18 protein-coding genes are annotated in these 20,156 nt (G+C 36.0%); 8 read left to right on the top strand and 10 right to left on the bottom strand.

The features are described 5' to 3' along the window. From Q4550_RS16165 to Q4550_RS16145, 5 genes are read right to left on the bottom strand one after another with little or no spacing between them, the layout of a single operon-like run. Positions 1–915, bottom strand: coding sequence for a phosphotriesterase family protein (locus Q4550_RS16165; protein WP_303534538.1), 915 nt, complete (start codon positions 913–915; stop codon positions 1–3). A gap of 29 nt (positions 916–944) precedes the next feature. Beyond that, positions 945–2,213: a PTS ascorbate transporter subunit IIC gene (locus tag Q4550_RS16160; RefSeq protein ID WP_303534536.1), complete on the bottom strand. Its 1,269-nt coding sequence runs from the start codon at positions 2,211–2,213 to the stop codon at positions 945–947. Further along, complete coding sequence (locus Q4550_RS16155) at positions 2,214–2,501, bottom strand: PTS sugar transporter subunit IIB (RefSeq protein ID WP_303534534.1); 288 nt, start codon at positions 2,499–2,501, stop codon at positions 2,214–2,216. It lies immediately after the preceding gene. After that, positions 2,501–2,944, bottom strand: coding sequence for a PTS sugar transporter subunit IIA (locus tag Q4550_RS16150; RefSeq protein WP_303534532.1), 444 nt, complete (start codon positions 2,942–2,944; stop codon positions 2,501–2,503). Before Q4550_RS16150 ends, Q4550_RS16155 begins: the two co-directional genes overlap by 1 nt. Position 2,945: 1 nt before the next feature. After that, on the bottom strand, positions 2,946–3,710 hold the full coding sequence (locus Q4550_RS16145) for a GntR family transcriptional regulator (protein WP_303534531.1): 765 nt from the start codon (positions 3,708–3,710) through the stop codon (positions 2,946–2,948). A gap of 266 nt (positions 3,711–3,976) precedes the next feature. On the opposite strand from Q4550_RS16145, the gene ku reads away from it, so the two are divergent. Beyond that, on the top strand, positions 3,977–4,744 hold the full coding sequence (ku, locus tag Q4550_RS16140) for a non-homologous end joining protein Ku (RefSeq protein ID WP_303534530.1): 768 nt from the start codon (positions 3,977–3,979) through the stop codon (positions 4,742–4,744). A gap of 51 nt (positions 4,745–4,795) precedes the next feature. On the opposite strand, the gene Q4550_RS16135 is transcribed toward ku, so the two are convergent. Further along, positions 4,796–7,594 carry a type IV secretory system conjugative DNA transfer family protein gene (locus tag Q4550_RS16135; protein WP_303534529.1) on the bottom strand — a complete coding sequence of 933 codons (2,799 nt, stop codon included), beginning with the start codon at positions 7,592–7,594 and terminating at the stop codon, positions 4,796–4,798. Further along, a complete protein-coding gene (locus tag Q4550_RS16130; protein ID WP_303534527.1) occupies positions 7,584–8,897 on the bottom strand; it encodes a replication-relaxation family protein in 1,314 nt (437 codons plus the stop codon). Before Q4550_RS16130 ends, Q4550_RS16135 begins: the two co-directional genes overlap by 11 nt. A gap of 830 nt (positions 8,898–9,727) precedes the next feature. Here Q4550_RS16130 and Q4550_RS16125 point away from each other — a divergent pair. Both Q4550_RS16125 and Q4550_RS16120 read left to right on the top strand, forming a co-directional pair. Beyond that, positions 9,728–10,153 (top strand): hypothetical protein, encoded by a 426-nt coding sequence (locus Q4550_RS16125; RefSeq protein WP_194219851.1) that lies wholly within the window; start codon positions 9,728–9,730, stop codon positions 10,151–10,153. 184 nt (positions 10,154–10,337) lie between these two features. Then, entirely contained in the window at positions 10,338–10,652 is a 315-nt protein-coding gene (locus tag Q4550_RS16120) for a hypothetical protein (RefSeq protein ID WP_303534525.1), read from the top strand. Positions 10,653–11,060: 408 nt separating this feature from the next. Here Q4550_RS16120 and Q4550_RS16115 read toward each other — a convergent pair whose 3' ends face one another. Then, positions 11,061–11,576, bottom strand: coding sequence for a hypothetical protein (locus Q4550_RS16115; RefSeq protein WP_303534523.1), 516 nt, complete (start codon positions 11,574–11,576; stop codon positions 11,061–11,063). Positions 11,577–11,642: 66 nt separating this feature from the next. Continuing rightward, positions 11,643–12,833, bottom strand: coding sequence for a ParM/StbA family protein (locus tag Q4550_RS16110; protein WP_303534521.1), 1,191 nt, complete (start codon positions 12,831–12,833; stop codon positions 11,643–11,645). Positions 12,834–13,650: 817 nt separating this feature from the next. Here Q4550_RS16110 and Q4550_RS16105 point away from each other — a divergent pair. Beyond that, positions 13,651–14,661 carry a hypothetical protein gene (locus Q4550_RS16105; protein WP_303534519.1) on the top strand — a complete coding sequence of 337 codons (1,011 nt, stop codon included), beginning with the start codon at positions 13,651–13,653 and terminating at the stop codon, positions 14,659–14,661. Positions 14,662–14,872: 211 nt separating this feature from the next. Here Q4550_RS16105 and Q4550_RS16100 read toward each other — a convergent pair whose 3' ends face one another. After that, positions 14,873–16,054: a replication initiation protein gene (locus Q4550_RS16100; protein WP_303534517.1), complete on the bottom strand. Its 1,182-nt coding sequence runs from the start codon at positions 16,052–16,054 to the stop codon at positions 14,873–14,875. A gap of 941 nt (positions 16,055–16,995) precedes the next feature. Here Q4550_RS16100 and Q4550_RS16095 point away from each other — a divergent pair. The 4 genes from Q4550_RS16095 (at position 16,996) to Q4550_RS16080 (ending at position 20,112) form a co-directional block, all read left to right on the top strand. After that, on the top strand, positions 16,996–17,829 hold the full coding sequence (locus Q4550_RS16095) for a tyrosine-type recombinase/integrase (RefSeq protein ID WP_303534515.1): 834 nt from the start codon (positions 16,996–16,998) through the stop codon (positions 17,827–17,829). A gap of 145 nt (positions 17,830–17,974) precedes the next feature. Then, complete coding sequence (locus Q4550_RS16090) at positions 17,975–18,577, top strand: hypothetical protein (protein ID WP_303534513.1); 603 nt, start codon at positions 17,975–17,977, stop codon at positions 18,575–18,577. Then, entirely contained in the window at positions 18,564–19,259 is a 696-nt protein-coding gene (locus Q4550_RS16085; RefSeq protein WP_303534512.1) for a hypothetical protein, read from the top strand. Before Q4550_RS16090 ends, Q4550_RS16085 begins: the two co-directional genes overlap by 14 nt. Continuing rightward, positions 19,240–20,112 carry a hypothetical protein gene (locus Q4550_RS16080; protein WP_303534510.1) on the top strand — a complete coding sequence of 291 codons (873 nt, stop codon included), beginning with the start codon at positions 19,240–19,242 and terminating at the stop codon, positions 20,110–20,112. The genes Q4550_RS16085 and Q4550_RS16080 overlap by 20 nt, the downstream gene beginning before the upstream one ends. Positions 20,113–20,156 lie beyond the last annotated feature (44 nt).

Genomic DNA, 20,156 nt, shown 5'->3' with positions numbered 1-20,156 from the left:
CTAGAATTGCCCTAGCCATCTAGCTGGATTTTCTTTGAAAATCAAATCGATCCGATCCTTACTGAGCCCTTCGTTTAGAAGGCGGGGAATAAACTTGGCTTTGATAAATTCAAAACCAGGACCGCCTCCGTAAGCATGAAGGTAACTTTGCCTCCCCATATCTGCTGAAATCAAGAGGTTTTCGCTGTACCCGCTATCGATCAGATTTTTTATGAGGCTCACTCGTACGCTGTCGGGATAATATTTCACCTTACTCACACCGTCAAATTGGACGTAGGCACCTCGCTTCGCTAGTTGCAGGTGATAATACGGGTCTGCGTTGCGATCACTGTGACCCACAGCCACTTTAGTGAGATCGACTCCTTCTTCTTCTAGTATATCTAACATCTCTTCTCCCATTGTTCCCGCTTCGGTGTGCAGCCATATCGGAGCGCCTGTTTCCCGTTGCGCTCGTGCTACGGCGCGCGTTACCTTTTCTTCTAGCGGGTGAATCAATTGCATCCAAGACCCTGCCTTTAAAATTCCAGCTTTCGCCGTACTACCATCCATTCCAACCTCAACATCACGGATTAACTTTTCGGTAATCTCCTCGATTTTCAATGATTCAACCCAGGCAGGAAAATAGATGTGTTTGTTAAAACCACTTGTCCCGATAACATGTACCCCAGTAGCCGATGAAAGTGCCTTTAACTTCTTCCCGTCTCGTCCATAATCTAGTGTCGTAGCGTCGACTATCGCTTCTCCACCGATTTTTTTAAATCGCCATAATTCACTCAATGAAGCTTCGTAATTAGTTAATTCCAAATCGCGATCTTTTTGGTGATTTGGTGGATTACACCATAAATGTTCGTGTGTGTACGTGAACCCAAGTTGTTTTGCATCAATATCTCCATTTACTGTTCGAACGTTTCCCATGTGTCACACTTCCTTCCGAATTTCTTTTTTTAAACACCGATCCCAAACAACATGCCAATCAGTCTAATAATAACCACAACGATAATGGCATCGGGGGATGCGAACCACAACCCTGTTACGCCGTAAGCTGTCACATCAACTAATGGATAAGCGAGAGCGACCAGCAAAGACCAACTTAATCCTAAAAAGAATCCCGCTACCATAGCTCCGCGTCTTCCACCTTTTGCATTTCCAAAAACACCTGCCGCCCCGCCCATAAAAAAGAGTCCGATAACAGATGGTAGCACTGTGACAGGAAGCAAACTTGAGGCGAATGTAACGATCAATCCGCCAATCAATGCTGATAAAAACCCGATCGTGACGGCAATAGGAGCATAAGCATAAAACACAGGTACATCTAACGCTGGCTTAGCTCCAGGAACGATCTTCTCGCCAATCCCTTTAAATGCAGGAACAATTTCGCCTAAAAACATGCGTACACCCTGTAATAAAATCAAAATACCGACTACAAATGTTAGCGCTGACATAACAACGAATTGGTAAGGATTTTGATTCCCAGCAAGTTCACTTAACAACTCTGGACTAACAAAAAAAGCTGTAGTAAGGTAAATTGTCACCATTACGATCCCCATTAATACACTCATATCTTTCAAAAAATCAAGTGTTTTAGGAACCTTTACATCCTCGGATGACTTTTCTTTGTTGCCAAGCTTACCCCCTAACCATCCAGAGAACGTGATCCAAGAACTTCCCCAAAAACCAAAAGCCACATTGTCATTTCCTGTGATTTGTCTAACAGATTTCTGAGCGATCGCAGGGAAAAACACCATTGAAACCCCTTGAATAAGAGATCCTAAAATGATGGTTATAACACTCGATACCCCCATTTGATCAAACACGATTGCCATTGTGCCTGCAAAAGAAAACATCATATGCCCCGTTAAAAAGATATACTTCCATCTCGTTACACGAGCGATGACGACATTAATCAAAAATGAAAAAATCAAAATCATGGCTGTCTCTTTCCCGAGCACAGTTTGAACAGCTGCCACCAATGCGTTGTCTTCTGCTACAACGCCCGTTAACCCAAAAGCATCGGTAAACATCGCAGAAAACGGAACAAGTGCGCCAACAATGATGTTTGCGCCTTGCTGTAAGATTAAAAATCCAAAAAGTGTCTTCAATGTTCCTTTAATTACATCCGAAGTGGTTTTTCTAAGTGCGATCAAACCAAGCGCTGCGATTAAACCAAGAATAATGGCGGGGTTACTCAGAATGGCAACAAGGGTGTCGAGCATTTATTTACCTCCTTCGGCCATGCGTTTGATGACAGGCATGACTTTTTCTTCAATTTCCTTTTTGTCTAAGATGTTTGTAATAGCGACGATTTCAACAGGTTCGTCTTTTAACTCATTAGCGATTTCGCTAGAAGCTACCATAAAATCGCAAGGCTTCCCTTTTGCCGAACCTAAATCGGTTGCTTCACCGTCTACGACATATCCTTGTGCTTTTGCAATGGACTGAATGTCCATTAATAACATCAAACTAGTGCCAAACCCCATGCCACATACCGTTACAATATTCATTATTTTTCCTCCTTCTGAAGTAGGTTGATAATTTGTTGTTTCGTCTTAGCTTGTTTTAACATTGCCAATGTATCGTCATTGCCTAAGGCACGAGACAATTGTTGGAGCATGTTGATATGTCCCATCTTGTCAACGCCACATAACCCGCATACAAACGTAACAGGATCATGGAGATCGTGACCGAAACGCACAGGCTCTTGAAGACGAATAAAGGACACACCCGCTCCTAACACATCTTCTCCAGGTCTCGCATGCGGGAACGCAATTCCTGGTGCGACAACAATGTAAGCTCCCACCGATTCGTATGCCTCAACCATACGATCGACATAAGCGCCCGTCACTTTCCCTTCTCTTTCTAATCCTCTTCCTGCTAAACGAATAGCCTCTTTGGCATCAGTTGCTGTGACATCCAAGTCGACGCCTTTTTCAGTTAATCGCAACATATCAATTTTCCCTCCCTAGCATTTTGGTTTTACTACGTCCGTTCAAAGAGATGTGGTAATGATACCGATCAGCCCGATTCACCATTTCCACTACTTCGAATGGAGCGCCATCCGAAAGATAGGAGGTTCTGGAAATATGCAAGACTGCATCCTCAGGTGGGATGCGGAGCGCTGATGCCTCTAAATCACTAGCATTTCTAGCTCGTATGACCTCATCAGCCTGTTCAAGCGTTAAATGATACTCGTTTTCGAGAACGTCATAAAGTGATTCTGTCGACAACCCTCTTTCCATCAGGTCAGGCACGTATTTTTCTCGAATGTAATTGATCATGATGGCAATGGGTTCGCCATCTGCCCATCGAATTCGCTTTAAACATAACAAACGTTCTTTGTTTGTCACTCTCAACTTTTCTCTCAACGATCGAGAAGGTGAAATGCGAGAAATCGTGAGATCTTTCGTTTCAATTATTTTTCCTTTTGCTTTCATCTCTTCTGTCCAGCTGGTGATGGTACCCGCTTCCTGAACAATTTCTTTGGATTGGACAAACGTTCCACGACCTTGTTTCTTTTCTACAATTCCTTCTGAAACCAATTCGTCGATTGTTCTTCGTACAGTAACGCGGCTCACGCCGTACCTTGCTTCAATCTCGGATTCAATCGGAAGCATATCCCCTTCTTCTAAATGATCTTGAATCTCTTGAATGAGTACTCCCTTTAATTGCTGATAAAGCGGAACACCAGGCTTTCGTTCTAGTGCTTTCCCCATCGTATCACCTCACATTCATTATGATGTATTCTTAATTAATTATTAATTTAAGAGTAACATTATAATGTTTACGGGCACAACTATTTTTTTGAATTATTAGAATATTCCCTTTGGTTTGGCTTTCGTTTTCAACACCAAGCAATATATACCTCTCACTTCTGCTGTCTATCATTATAAGTCTAGTGACGATTCCAAGGGATTGGAAAGACGATTACGCTAAACCCTATTTGGAAATCGCGAGTGTGTATTTCTGTTGAGCCGATCCTGTGAAGCTTTATGGTGCGACAGAGGATAAGGATATTAAGATGCGCTATCTTCATAAGGAATGTCATACTCCGATTAAATATGAAAGGCGGTTTCCAAAATGTGATAAAGCTTTAGAATCTGAGAATATCCTACGTGGGTATGAAGATGGAAAATACGTCATCATGGATAAGAATGAAATTGAAGAGCTAGCTGGAGAACAAAATAAATCAGTTGAGATTGTTGATTTCGTTGAACTGACTGATATTGATCCAATTTATTTCAACCGCTCATATTTTATTGGTCTAAACGAGAATGAAAGCAAACCATACATGTTATTGAAACAAGCAATGGAGGAGTCTGGAAGAATCGGATTTGCTAAAATTCCGATTCGTTCCAAAGAGCATTTAGCAGCAGTCCGAGTGTATGAAAAAGGACTAATGCTTGAAACCATGTATTTTCTAGATGAAGTGAGAGACTTTAGCAACGTTCCTGATATTCCAAGTGAGTTAAAGGTTAGTACAAAAGAAAAAAAGTTGGCTAAACAACTGATAGAACATCTCACAACTAAAATCGAACCTATGCAATACAAAGATGAAAGAGGTGAAGCGATTCTTGCTCTTATAGAAAGTAAAATTTCAGGGGATGAAATTAAGGTGGTAGAAGAAAAGCCTAAGAGGAAGGTTGGGGATTTGATGAATGCTCTTCAAGCTAGTCTGGATACAGGCGCCGCTTCTAAATCTCCGCAAAAGAAAAAGGCATCATCAAGAAAGAAAAAGGTCGCTAAGTAATGCCCTCTTAAATCTGATGATACCTGACTATGATTGCTTTAAACTGTAATGTTACTTTCCTTCAGGCGTAAAAGTCCCCATTAGTGATTCAACACCATTATTATCCAGTTTATCTTCTTTATTGGTATTGGATAGTTCTTGCTCCATCTCTTTTAGGAGTTCTTCATGTTCTTCTGATAATTGACTAACCTGAAGTTCTTTTTCCTTATTGAGTTCGTTATTAATTTCTTTACCTTCATCAGTCCCAAATATATCACTTAAAGGGTCATATTCACCATCACCAATTTCGGAAGTGTCGATATCTTCTTCTCTAGAAGCAGGAACTACTAAATTCTCTGATCCAACAGATGAGCTTCCTTTACTTACTTCCGTTCCTTCCACTTCATTATCTTTCTGAAAGTCCACGTTACTTACTCTTTCTGATTGTTGTTCTAAAGCTGAATTATATTTTGTACTTGAAGAGCGGTATTTCAACTCCATCGGTTGTTCAGTTGAAGGTACGATCGAAGCAAATGTGTCTTTTTCCTCTTTTTGAAGAGATATGTTTTCAGGTTCAATTTCCTCTACCTTTTCTATGCCCTCTTCCATTAATTCCATTGTATTGTTTAAAAAACGATTCCGTTCTAACATCCATCTGTCTCCAGCTTCTTCAACAACTTCAAAAAGTGATGCCTTAAATTCCTCTCTTGGAACAAAGTTAGCATCGATTTGTCGTACCGGTATAGGTCGGTTATTTTGAACAATCTTAATGGCGCATTGAAATTCTTTCTGATACATAATATCTGACGGCGACATGATAGCTTCCACTGTTTTAGTATAAGAACTTCCCGCTCGAGTAACGGGTTGCTCCTGTAAAGCAGATACGGCTTGTTCACTCATTGACTCTTCAAATCGCTCCTCTTCACCAAATATCTTTGAGAAGATTTCTGCATCATAGTCTGGAATATCCCCATAAACCATTTTGTGCCGAAGGGTACCTAATAGAGTGTGCATATAGCTTTCTCCGTATTTATCAGCTAACTGTGCGATGGTTTGAGCAACCACAGTAACAATGGTTTTGTATTTTCGGCTTTGAGCGGGAAATTCTTTAAAGGGCTGATAGATATAATCAGGAAATTCATCGACTAGAATGTGGTGGAAGTTTGAAGTTGCAGGCTCTCGACGGAAAACGGCATTTTGCAGACTAAGTAATACCAATTTACCCAGAACGTTGGATAGTCCAGCTAACTCCCCTTTTGCTGTATTGACGAGTAATACTCCTCCAAATTCAAGGTGTTTATCAAAATTAAAATCCGACTTCCCAAACAGTACTCTCCGAATAAGTAAATTGGATCCAATGTCATTTAGGATGTTACGGAGCCCTTGTACATACTCTGATTTTGCATCGTAGTAAGCATCCTCCCCTCTATGAATTCCATGCGTTACTTTTACAGGTGCTCCATTACGCTCAGTCATAGGTAATAGATTAGCATCAAACCACTCATCAATTTGTTGAACGATTTTCCAGTGGTTCCGTTCATCTCTTCCTTCAATAGAATCAATGTTCTCTGGAAAAGTTGCTTTTAGAGTCTCATGCATTTTTCTTACGAGTTGAGAGTTGTTATACATATCAAGCAGCATATCGAACGTTACTTCTTTCGTAGGTTCATGCAATTTCAATAGATAGATATAATGTTTTAGGTGATTTCGTTCTGATTGTTGGAAGAAGAAATTCCCGCCGTCTCCCCCTTCAGCTAGACCCGCGATTACCATAGCAAATGCTTCCGCTACCTGCTCAACTGGACCTTGCATTGGATTTATAGATGGCGTATTTGGATCAGTTGGGTCAATATAAAAAACGGCTTCTTCTGGTATATGGTGAGCTTTAACTAGCTGGAAGAGTTTTTGACACAAATCATTCGATGGTTCGATAACAGAAATACCGTTAAGGTAACTCCCTTTCACATCTTCGGTATGATAATCTTCTCTCTCATAAAGAGATGGATACGCGTTAATAAACTTTGTCATCCAGTGTAAGTCCTGGTTCAAAATTGGGAGAACTAGAGCAGCTGTTTTACCTGTACCGATACTACCGATAATGCAATTGTTCAATGTTCTATCTTTACCTAGTTGAATGATCGATTCATTTGTATCACTATCTGGACCTAGAACAACATCTGGAAACTTCTCTTCTTCCACCTGTTTGAAAAATTTTTGTAGCTTTCTTGATTTAAATTCAAACTCTTCAAATCTCGTTTTCAAGTCTTCATTATGCATCGAATACTGTCCAGTTGCCCAAAGCATTAACATAGTAACAATGATGGATGGTACGAATACTAAAAGAATGATCAGGTTGTCTACATTTCCGGTTAATATACCATGCCATACGTTTACTACATCGAGTTTTGATTCCTGTTCAAGCAAGTATGGTGCAATATGGTTATATACAGGAGCGGTTACGTACCAAGTGTAGTATGTAGTAATACCTAGCAACATAGAGAAAAAGATCGTATATCGCCAAGCAATGGTTTTATAGTTTTCAAGTTTGGTTGAAATTAACCAAGCCGAAATAGAAATTAGTGTAAAGAGAATTAAGCCTACGAGAGTTGGTTTTGTAGGGTCACCTATGAAAGGAATGACGGGAATTGTCTCTCTAAACTGACCGATCATTAGGAATGCGTAATTAATTAAAGTCCTTAGTGCTAGTAGGACCATTAAGACAATTAAGGCTGTAGTAATGGAGAATGGTGCTTTTCTAATTAAGTTATCGCGCATGTCCTCTGGAATTTTATCTTTTAATTTCTCGATTAACGACTCAAGAAAATTTTGTTCCTTTTGAGAATCTATTGCAGCCTCTTTTTTAACCTTCATAGGTTGTCTCCTCCACAAGTAGTTTCGTCTTATGTCTATAAAAAACAGGAACCTGGTCTGATCCTTCCATTAGTGATTGGTTATCTATATAAAGGACATTATCAGTGAGCATACCAATTACATCATTTGAACGCTGCTCTTTATCTGGATAGATCCCCATTATCTTATGGACTTTCTGCTTAAAATAGTTTTTATCTATAGCGGTAGAGAGGTATTGAAGTCTTTCGTAAACTTGCGCATTTCCCTCATCTAAAATAATGAACAGTACTATTTCTTTAAAATTACCCAGTGGGTGAACAACTTCATAAACTCGGTCTGCGTATAAAGAATGATCTACGTCATGTAAATAAACTTCCTTGTCGTCAATAGGATTTAATTCAAATGCAAAATAATCGTTATGTTCATGGAGAATACTCCAGGTTGTATCAAGTTCCATATCCACATAAGACACCGGTAATGGCTTGTCACCTGTAAGCAGTTGAGGTATTACTTCACTTGCTCTAGAAGAATGTAAAACATACACGCTAAGGTTGTTTTGCAAAAGGTTGCGTAATTGATATAGTTTTTGCTTCATGTTATCAATCCTTACCTGACGCTGTTTCTGCTCTTCAGATGGTGAGAAAAACACATCCTTCTCCTCGATTACAGAAAACAATACAATGTGATTCCTCTCAGGATATTTCAAACTTAATTCAATGTATTTTTTCACTTTGTTCTCAATTACCTGGAGCCTTTCACTTCCGCTATCGACTTCTATATAGACATATCTGTCTTCCGAACGTAAAACCCAGTCAGGTACAATGAACTTCGGTTCTACTTTATTAACCAGTTCATGATATGTCTTATCGTAAGGATTATACGATTCAATCTTATCTTCCTCACAATGTAGTACAGCATCCAACACTAACTGTTTTGTCCCAAACAAATGTGAAAGTTGTTTTCTTTCATAACCGTTTTGAATTTTTATAGGAAGTGCACTTTCAGGAATCATCCCTTCGTTAACTAAAATTTCAGCTCCCCATTTTCCTAGTTGGTATATATAGAATGCAAAACCATCTTGCCCCACTCTAACCTTCTGGCCATGAACGACCTCATAGTTTCTCCATCTAGCCATTTTGTTTCCAAAAGATTTCTTAGTAATACTTAAATGATTTGTAACGAATGCATAAAGGTCCTCTCCTCTTAGCATGTTTTGTTCGAATAAAAAGGACAGCATTTTTAGTTCAACTTGAGTTAACTCGACCCCCTTTCGGTTCATTCCCTTAATAAATTTCTTTTTCTCTAAGTCGTTAATATGCTTCAAAACAAAACCTCCTAAACTAAAAAAGGATGCACCTAACTTCACAACTGATCTGTTTGATCAGTTATGAAAGTTTAGGGTGCATCCCTTTGGATATTAGTTAACTGCAAAATACTGAAAATGAATGAACTAAAGTTTAACTCCAACGAATATGAGCGTTATATACAGTATCTCCAATTTCATGTCTAAAGTTATCATACATTAAGGGCTTATATATGGAAAGAATGAAATAGAAAAATCGGTATTTCGAGGGCAAAAACCAATTTGCAATTTCTATTGAAAATCAATAGGAATTTAGGGTAATAACAGGTTGCTACAGATAGTTAAGTCTGGGTTATCTTTGGGCTAAAACCCTACTGATGATAGCCTGTCACCCTATGGAAGCAAATACAGACCCAAATCCATAGGGTGCCTTATGGATTTGAGCTTGTGGTTTTGACCCTATGGATGGATCGATTAAATTATCTTTTAAGAATAACCAAAACAACCGCCCCTCCCCACCTCTGAAACACACCCCTAGCGACCGAACGACCAAACGACCCTGGGATAAAACAGATTATATTCAATTTCAATCAAACAAAAAGGAGCGCTTTTGATTGTCCATGATTGCGCTATAACCTATAAACGATTTATAGCGTTAATTACTTTATTAATATCAAAGCTGCATCGAGATCAAAAATCATTACAAATATACAAAAAAATGTACTTATAAACATTTATACAAAATTACATATGTTTTTTTGTCTTTAAAGTATAGGTTTTCTTTTGTTGGGAACAATGGTTAACAGATAACCAGTTATCCAGTTAACTCAAATATTGAAAGGAGTATTTGTATGGGGAAGGAACAATACGCTCAAAAGGTAGATCCTTATGTGAAAGCAGCAATTGAAGGATTAACTCAGCAATATATTTCTGATAACCGAATACAAGAAAAGGGAGAAATGATTTCTTTGCTTTACAACGATCATTTAGAGAGAGAGAAAGAACGATTAATTGTTAACAGCATTAGTAAAGGTGATGTGCTTTCATCGTATTTAAAACGAATCGCTGAATTGTTCTTATCAAGCGCTAGAGAGCATGACTCTATCATTGAAATGTTAACGTCTAATCATCAAGAAGAAATAGAGTTTTTAGAAATGAAGATGAAAAAATTAGAAGGAACTGTTTCAGAATTGACTAGGCAATTAGAAGAGAAAACAATTGAGAAGAAAAATGCAGAGGTCATAATAAAAAAGTTAAAGCAAAAGACTTTACAGTAAGATCAATGGTCCGGGCATATTAAACTCAATATTTACCGCAGGGACAGTAACTATCTAAAAAAATCATGTATAGATACATCTGGATATCGTTAGAAGAAGATGAAAACCAATTGGTAATCACATAAAAAGCGATGAATTATGCAGCACTGGTTGAAAACAATTAGGCGTAAATGGAGGAATGAAAATGGAATTAGACAAGAAATACACTGCAAGTGAAGTAGACTACGCTTGGATCGAAACAAATATTAGTGAAAGTATTGCCTGGGAAGTACAGTCATTTTTGCAAAGCGATAACCCCGATAGGCTATCTGAACCAGTGTTGAAAATCTCTCATGATTACTATAAGAGTTGGAATACAAATGAAGCGATTGTTGATTACTACTTTCTTTTCATGTTGGATGCTGACATTTACACGATGGTTCGTTACGACGCACGAACAGGAAGTACCATCAACTTACCTTTTAACAAATTTGATTTACGAGCAATCCACGCTCTTTGACCGCTTGAATCGTCCAAGTGGTATTTCGTACACATGTCATACACAATGGGAACATAAGCATAACTGTCTACTTCTAGCGGTTCTTATTCCCAAAATAACACCTATTAACATTATTATACTTTTGGAAGAACACCTAACAGAATAATTACTTCCCATTTTACCCCAACCAAGAATATATACAGCAGCCTTATCCTTATCCTGATCTTAAATAGCTCAGTGAATACATCTTTTGAAATGTCATTATTAGTATCAATCTCCATGATTTATCTCAGTTTTAATCTCCTAAACAAACATCTCCTTCTTAGATGTAATTATTTCTATCATCAATCACAAAAGTATGAAAACGCAAAAAAGACGGCTGGCAACCGCCTTTTTTTAAATAGAGTTGCTAAAAAGATTAAACTTTATTTACCAACTTGATACATCTATATTCCGTTGAACCTTCTTTCCTTTCTTCTTATCTGGATTATCATTCTCTACGGAATCGCTTTTAACTTGTATTTCTTCGCGACCTTCAGCCAGTTCCTCAGTTACAGGATTGATTACAGATTCAGAAACATTTTGCACTTCATAATTCTTCTCCAGGTGAACCTCTGGAGTTCCTTCTTCTTTTTCACTTGAGGATATAGGCTTATTACCTTCGCTTGGTTTTAAAGCTGAATGTTCCACAGGTCTATCGACTTCATGTTCTTTACTGGCCACTGGAGCTGGTGTGCCTTGTGGTGTTCCAGGATGGATCTGTTTGTACATCATTTCTTCTTTTAAATCGCGTATCCCATTCTCTGCAACATCCTTTTCTATGAGATGACGAATAGATTTACTGAAATTTGACTGGCTATTTATCCAATCCATAATGTACTGGGGTTCATTTTGCTTTGTCCGTAACATACAGCTTTCCCCACGCACTTTTGGTTTTTTACGCAATTACATTCACCACCATTCTAGAGAAAGACAGACATAACAAAGTGTTATGCCCGCCAATTTTTTTATTTAAGCTAACTCTTTCTTCTTTAATTCCGGTAATACTGTCTTTAAGAAGATGTTCAATCCATTCACATTCATTAATGGAGCGTACTTTTCTGGTACCCATAACAGCTCAGCTTGTAACTCAGAGCGGTCACATAGCTTTTTTAGCATTGGATAAAGGTGATCTTTCATCATGATAGATCCTCCCCCGTAAACACATATTACATCAACCTCATTGGAAGCTCTTTTTACTTCATCTTGAATATGTGAAAAGATAGTTTGTACTTCAGACCTCATTGATTGTTTTAACAACCTTACTGTATCGTCGTGATACTTGTGTCCGGTATCTTTTATATAATCGATAAATTGCTGTCTTGATACATTGATGCTTGATACCTCTTCTTTAAATAGCTCAATTGCTTTGTTTATCGAATGACCAATGCCAGTTGAAATACCATTTACGAAATCTCTATCATACTCCCAACCTACTGTAAGAGGTGTATCCGTTGTTCCATCGCCAATATCGACATGTTTAATTCGTTTCCCTTGGAAATACTCTCCATCGACTTCCTTTTTATATTCCCAATTAAACTCTTCAAACAAATCATCAGAACGGTAGTTACCCTCTTGATCCTCAATAAGAGTAAATAACACTGGTGTTCCTTCTGGAATAACCTTAACGTATTCGAAGTTTAAAGATACCTTAACTTTTTGGTGTCCAATATAAACGATGACAGTATGAAAACCTTCTGTAAATTTCTTAGCGAATTTATTGGCATTCTCTCTAGTCCATTGGTTAACTGGAAGCGCTGTGGCCATATCAACTGTAAGGTTAATCTCTTTTGGTATTTCCTTCTTATTTTTAAACGCTTGTTGGACAGCCACTGCAGACAAATTACCTAGCGTGGTTATCATTGGCAAATCGTGCTCATATTTCGTTTCACTCTCAACACTCATAGTATGGGAAACATGTTTGCTTTTAATCGCCTTTCGTCCAATAAAGTAAAGACCTCCAAAGTTCATGCTATCAGATTGAATGTCTACTTGAAGCTCTTCTAAAAGGCCATCTACTAGTTTATGAGGTTCAGTATTATCTTCGAAAGATGGTTTGTTTGGTAATGCATATGTATTAGGTTGTCTGTAGAGGTCACCGTTAACAATTAACGCTTGTTCACTATTTCCATTATCATTTGCTACTTTAAAATTCATCTTCATTATTCAGCACCCTTTCTTTTATCAGTACATTTGTATTGATTATATGATATAAATTCTTCAATGTCCATGCTTTACCAACTTTAAGGCAAGTATACTTATATTTGTATTGATTATTATACATATAAATATCAATACAAATAATTTAATATATATAAATGTATTGATATTTTTATATACAAGAAAACTCGTAAAGTTTAACTATTTACTACTTGAGAGTTACAACTTCGTTGATTGAGTTGTAGCGCGATGAAACTCAAGCGAATACTAACACCCAGTTACTATAGGTATCGACTGGTGATAAGACCACCAATTCACAGTCATATTCTCTTTTTATTAATTTTGATTTTTAATCTATCAGAAAATCGCTTTTCATTTCCGTTTTAACCTTTGATGTGTAAATTTTTATCGGATCATTCAATATGAAAAGTTTAATCTGCAAATCAGGAATAATCTAGCGCTATGCAGCGCAATGCAACGGTAGCGCTACAGAAAACCCCTCGGGAACAATGTGCGCTACGGTAAAATCAACTACCCTAAACAACTATAGTTGCGCTACAATCACACAAACGATGTGCAGCTATGTCGTTTCCTATCGTTTCCTAAGCTATCAACCTCACTTGAGTTAAAACTAGCGAAATCGAATTTTGTATAGCGTTGTGGAACGCTTGCGTTACATTCAACAAACTACACGTAACTAGTGAGCTGTGAATCGTTTGTGGTTTCATAGCGCATAAGCAATCCTTGATATATTGCTGGTTTGCAGATAAAATAAAGATAACTTAATACGAGATTGCGCTATAGCGGAGGAGGTGCCTCGATGGAATACAATATGAAAGAGCTATTGGAAGAAAATTTCAACGATGATCCCATATTCAGAGAAATACAGATTAATAAAATTGATTTGGATGATGTCTTCACTGCGAATATTCTAGAAATGCATCCTGAAACTACATACAGTACGGTGGAAGCTGGGAAAATAATTGGAAGAAAAGACAGTACTTTAAGAAATTACTTTAGAACAGAACTCGAGGATTATGTAGCACCAGAGAGATCCGGTAAATATTATAGATTAAACTACCAAAGTGTCTTCCGTTTACACATGATTTTACTTTTAGTAGAGAAAGCTAACAAAACAACGGTAGACATTGGATATGCACTAGGAATTTCAGCATTATCATCCACTGGTAGCAGTATTAAACCCAAACGACGTACGACTGATAGCGCTTTGGAACCATCTCAAGAGAATAATAATGCCCAACTTAATGAATTAAAAAAGATGATGCTTATTCAAAACATGAGACAAGTAGAGCTCCAAGAGAGGACAAGCCTTACCGACTTGAAGGTTGAATTAACAAACTTGAACAGAGAAATAGATTCTATAAACAATAAAATTGAGATTGTAAAGCTAACGAAAGAAAAAGAACATGCTACTAATAAATACTATAAAGTCTTAGATTATTCACTCAGAAATACGAGAGCAGGGAACAAAGATACAAAGAAGGGCTTCTGGAGCATTTTTAAGCCTCAAAGTGAAGAGGATGAGGTGGACATTGATCAAGTTCTAAGGGAAGCTTCTATTAATGCAGAAAAAGAAGTAGCAGCTACAACAGAGTTAGAAGAGGAAACTAAAGAACTAAAAGCAAAATTGAAAGAATTAGACGAAGAAAAAAATAAAAAAGAAGAGGAAATTGAAAACCAAGTATTGAAAATTTCCAAGGTAGAAACAAAAGTGAAATATCTAAATGATCCTAGTAACGAAATATCGATTGACCAGCTATCTAAATTTTTGATTAATTCCAATGAGGATATTGATGACAAGTTAACATAATACTATTAATAAATAGTAAGGTGAGGTGTTTAAATGCTAGCTTTATTAAAAGATAAAACGAAAGAAAAATTGGATACAGCAATATTGGGCCTAGCTTTAGTTACCCTAACAAGTGCAATAGTTATTACTATTCTTGAAAAGTTGAATTGATCTATTGTTTTAAATGATATTAATAAGAAAAGGCACTCTCATTTGAGAGTGCCTTTTCTTATTAATATGTAGTTAATGGTTTTTTTCTAAAGTTATTTGGATCTAATTCTTTTTCATATTTCTTATAAATTTTAAATGCCCCATGATAATCAAGGTTAAATTTCATCTCGATTTCTTTAATAATCTCGGATAATATAATTCCATGACTTTTATTAAGTAATTCATTGCGATAACCTTTTAATTTAAACTTATTTTTCACTTGTGCAACCACCTTGGTTTCTTGCAATTCCAGGTCAACTTGTTCTTCCTCTTGGTTATCTTCTTCTGATTCTTTTTCAGGATGATTGTACCCTTTTTCTAAAACGGAATTAATATATCCCCCCTTATTTTTAACATGATCCCGTTCAATTGAATATTTGATAACTTCAATTACTGCTTCCTTACCATGTGAAGATAACCACCGTTCCAACACATCGTTAGAAACGTCAATTTGGTTATCTAACAATAATTTCTGAATAATTTGCCCCGATGACTCATCAAACATAGATAACTGATGGTTTCCTTTGGGTACTGTTTTATTCTGAAGGATGATAAACTTCAATTTCACTACTTTTCTTCCTTTTTTTATCTCTTCTAATTTGAAAGAAATATCAGTCTTATCCTTAAGTTCTTCTTGGGCGCGGAGAAGAACTCTTTGCTTAAAGTTTCCGTACACTGGATACATATCTTCAATGCCCAGCATTTCCCTGAGTCGTGATAGTTCAAATGTCCGTTCTTTAACACGCTCATATTGTTTCAATAATTCATACAGCCGAATAGAGTAGGAGCTTTTTAACTTAATGACGTTTTCAAGTCGGTAACTTGTGAAATGACTTTTTAGTTCTAATAGATATGGTTTAAGGAAGGGATCGAATCTTAAATCTACTGTTCCTTCATTTTCGTTATAAGTAACAGAAGAGAGCCAGCTTACCTGGTGAACCCGATTATCTACTCGGACCTCAAAACCTTTTTTTACTAAAGCATAAGTGATTTTTCTGATTTCTTCGTACTTGGATTTACTTGATATACCTAATAGTTTCGCAAATTCATTTACACTGAGACTGTAAGTCTTAAATTCTGTATCACTAGGTTGTAACTTGCTTGCAAGCATAAGTATAATCTTCTGCTCTAAGACACCCAATTTATAGTTAGCTTCAACTAATGCATTAGACTTCGTTATTAGATGTTTCTGATCTACTGACACATAATTCACCTACCAAGCTTTTCCTATCTTAATTTTATTATGAAGGGCAGACTTAACTATTACAAGACCCTGTTTTTGTTATAGTTAAAAGTTAACGATTGAAAGATTACTGTCTAGAGCCCTGTTTTTGTTATATTTCACTATTTTTATTGGAAAACGAGAATAATTAACCCTGTTTTTGTTATAGTTCGGGACTTAAATCATTATTTTTGACTATATCTTATGAGTATTGACCCTGTTTTTGTTATATTTCAGAGCTAGACAACATAATTTTTATGTCTCATTATCTTGTATTTTATTAAGTTCGCCCTGTTTTTGTTATAGTTAATTGGTTTTGTACGCTAAAAAATAAGTGATGACCCTGTTTTTGTTATATTTCACTTAAAAAAACTCTACTATACAACTTCTGGAATCTTTTAACCCTGTTTTTGTTATACTTAGTAACAATATTTAACCAGATTCTACCTAAAAAACAATTATTCAACCCTGTTTTTGTTATATTTAAAAAGAAGACTTCGTCTGAAACTAATAAAATTTACTTGACCCTGTTTTTGTTATACTAACCCTGTTTATGTAATGTTGACCCTGATTTTGTTATACTTAACCCTGTTTTTGTAATAACTAAGACCCTGATTTTGTTATACTTAACCCTGTATAGGTAATATTTAACCCTGTTTTTGTTATATTTAACCCTGTTTTTGTTATAGCAAACTACTATAAACGTAAGGCTGACAGTAGTTTAATAGATCCGAAAACAAACAAATCATTTAAATATATTAAAACAATATAATATAAAACAACAAAACAAGACCATAAATGTCTTGTTTCCTCTTAATTTTTGTATTTTTTTAATTAAACATAATACTGAAAGTCGAAAATCACTAACTATAACATCTATATGAATAGTGTGGTAATACATTCTTTATAATGGAGTGATAGTCATGCCATACGGATATACTTCCTACATGGAAAGAGAAGGATATAGCACTGAAACTATAACAAGCTACGTTAAAACGGTAAGAGCTTTCTTTAGTTATATAGATATGAAATATGAGAAAAGTAAAGAAGTCTTTGAGATAACACCTAAAGATATTAAAACGTTTATTGATTCATGTTTGAGCGATGGCCATAGCAAAATGACATGTAATAAGTACTTGTCTATCTTGAAGAGCTTTTTTGATTACTTGTGGCAAAAAGATAAAATTGCTGCTGATCCAACTGTTAAGATAAAACGATACGTACTAGAAGATACTAAAAAGACAGAAATAACCTATCAACAGTTACTAGATATACTTCCAGATATTTTATCTAATCCAACTTATAGTTCACTTCGAAAAGCGATATATGTTTTAACACTTAAAGGATTACGACATTCTGAATTCCAATTTATTAAAGAGAATGTAATAGATATGGGAGATAGTGTAACTATTAAATTAAAAAAGCATGAGATTAATTTAACACATGATGCGGCTGAAACATTTATGAGCTATTATTTTGAATCACAGTTTAACGGAACACCATATGTATTTATTACAAAAAAACATGATTCTAGTCTAGTACCCATAGAAGTAATGTCTTTGTATACTCACATTAATGCCATATCTAAAGACTACGGTTTACCTACTAAATTAAATCTAAATATGATTAGACATGCTTATGCTTATTATTTGTATAAAGTACAGAGACATACGATTGAAAACATCTCAACAATACTTGGTATTAAACCAGCAAGTGCAGCTCAATTAGTAAAAATAAGCCTTGATCGTTACCAGTAATCCCATTATTGGCTTGAAGTTACTATTAAAAGAGTAGTAAAATAAAAGAATAATATAATCAAATGGGAAAACCTCTCAAATATATCACGGCCATTGGTCTGTGTTTATTGAGAGGTTTTTTTGTTTTTTGAGAGGAGGAAAGCAAATGCTTGTAAATGAGTTAGCAAAGGAAGATTTGATTACAGCAGCATTAATAGGCGAGGGATATCTTGATAATTACAACGCTAAAGATGAATTAGTGATTCCCTTTGCCAAGGAAAAATCCTTTTATCTATACAATTTGCTTAAAGATAACTCTTACAAAGATTCAATCAGATTTGAAGCAAGAAGAGGGCAATTTAAAATAGATATAACTGACAATATTTCTCTAGTTCAATCTTGGTATGAAAGTGGTCAAAAAGTATTTAAAAAAGAGTTAGCATTTAAATATCTTTCTTTTAGATCTGTTGTTATAGCGGTAAATGTTTTTGGAGAACGCAAAATTGAAGGTATTACAGTACCCTCAACAATTCCAAATGAATTTATAAGAACTCTTTCATATTGCATTGAGCGTAAACTTAATCTCACTGTTGTTTCAGGAAAGAATTGCATTAAGATTCCAGAAGTCCCAAATCTCTTTTTAGAAACTTATAAAAACCTGGACACCTTTGACAGTACACAACTATTAAGCTATTTAACTAAGGCAGAGAAGAGTAAATTAGTAGAAATTAGTACAAGAAAAAGTGAGGAATTCTATGTTGAAAATTAAAGTGCCTATTCTACTACTTGTTTTGACCATGACTATAGGTTGTAGCAATAAGTTAGTTGACGAGGCTGAACAGGTAAAAGCACAATCAAAAAATTCAGTCGAAAATAAATTAGACGAAGAGAAGAATACTCAAGAGGATCTTGAAAAGGTCTATGAAGACATGGAACGACCAATTAAAGAGGTTTTTGAGGAAAACGACTTTGAAAAAGTTAATCAATTAATAAATGAAGATGGAATCGAATTAAAAAAACATTATGAAGATAGTACTGCTTTTGCAATCTTTGCGGGAAACATGCTTTATAATTTCCAAGCATCAGAAATATCTCCCTCAGCCTTCTATGATTTCTTAAAACAGTATGGGAGTGAATCCATTCAAGAAGGGTTAAAAATCGATAGAAAAGATGCCATAACCAGTTTTGAAAATGTACAGGATATTTATAAAAACAGTAAACAACAGCCCAAGTCATATGAACTATCAGAAGTACAAATATCAGTTGGTTTTAGTGAAGGATACTTTTACAGAAAAGTTGCTACCAACAAAGGAGACGACTATTACATTACTACAGTAAAGCAAGAAGATGGGAACTGGAAATTTGTTGACGATAGTCCGTCACCGCCTTATGAAGCTGTGGAAGTAATGGAAAAAGGGGAGGAAGATTCTAATGGCAACACAACAAATTAATCATCAAGATATCTTAACCTATACAGAAAATAAGTTGAAAGCACTTTTTCAAAATGACCGCGAATTCAATGTGCAGTTTATGATCATGTTTGAGTTTTATCGGAAGAAATTTGACCAATATATAAAAGAAACATACAGAGAAGAGTTTAAAGACCGCTTCTTCAAGGTAGCTAAAAGTCAATTTTTTAGTGGATACTTTATGATTCGGGAGTATCTAGAATATGATAGTAGTTACATATCAAATGAATGGTTAGAACAGAATGAAGGGCTTATTACAGAACAAATCCCAGAATTGATTCGCCAAATTAGTTCCGGTGATTATGAGGAAATTATCATCACTGCAGAAACTAAGCAATTTACAGGGTGGGCGATTAGGACATTTGAATATGTACGAACACACATAAAGCAAGCATCGTTTGATATCGCGTGTCTAGGTGCAAGACAAGCCTTGTTAGATGAAAGAGACCTTAGAAGCATTGAGTCGATAGAAGAGACTAACCAGGGGCTTTTAGCGCCATACAATGATCTTTCTTTCGTGTCTCCACAAACTTATTTATCTCTTTCATTGATAACAGATGAAGTAGAAAAGTGGGACTTAAATTGGTGGAATGCCTTAAATAAGCAAAACACTAAGAATGGCGAAATAAATATAACTCGAATATTTAGTGGTGAGAGAGTTGAAGATTCAACTTACTGGATTGATGTATACCTAAGTGTAGAGCTGAACGAAACAGAATACACAATGCTACTTGAAAGTATTTTGGCACTTTTCATGGAAAGAAGTAAGGTACCAAGAGAAAATATACAATTGAATTTTGCAAGGATTGAGGAATTCTATATTTTCAGACCATAATATCGACTATAAATTTGCAAAGAAAAAAGGATCGAGACAATAGC

It is taken from the genome of Anaerobacillus sp. 1_MG-2023, from assembly GCF_030547345.1.
Classification (GTDB): domain Bacteria; phylum Bacillota; class Bacilli; order Bacillales; family Guptibacillaceae; genus Guptibacillus; species Guptibacillus hwajinpoensis_B.
The sequence above is the reverse complement of the archived record's forward strand: the minus strand, read 5'-3'. Positions and strand labels throughout refer to the sequence as shown.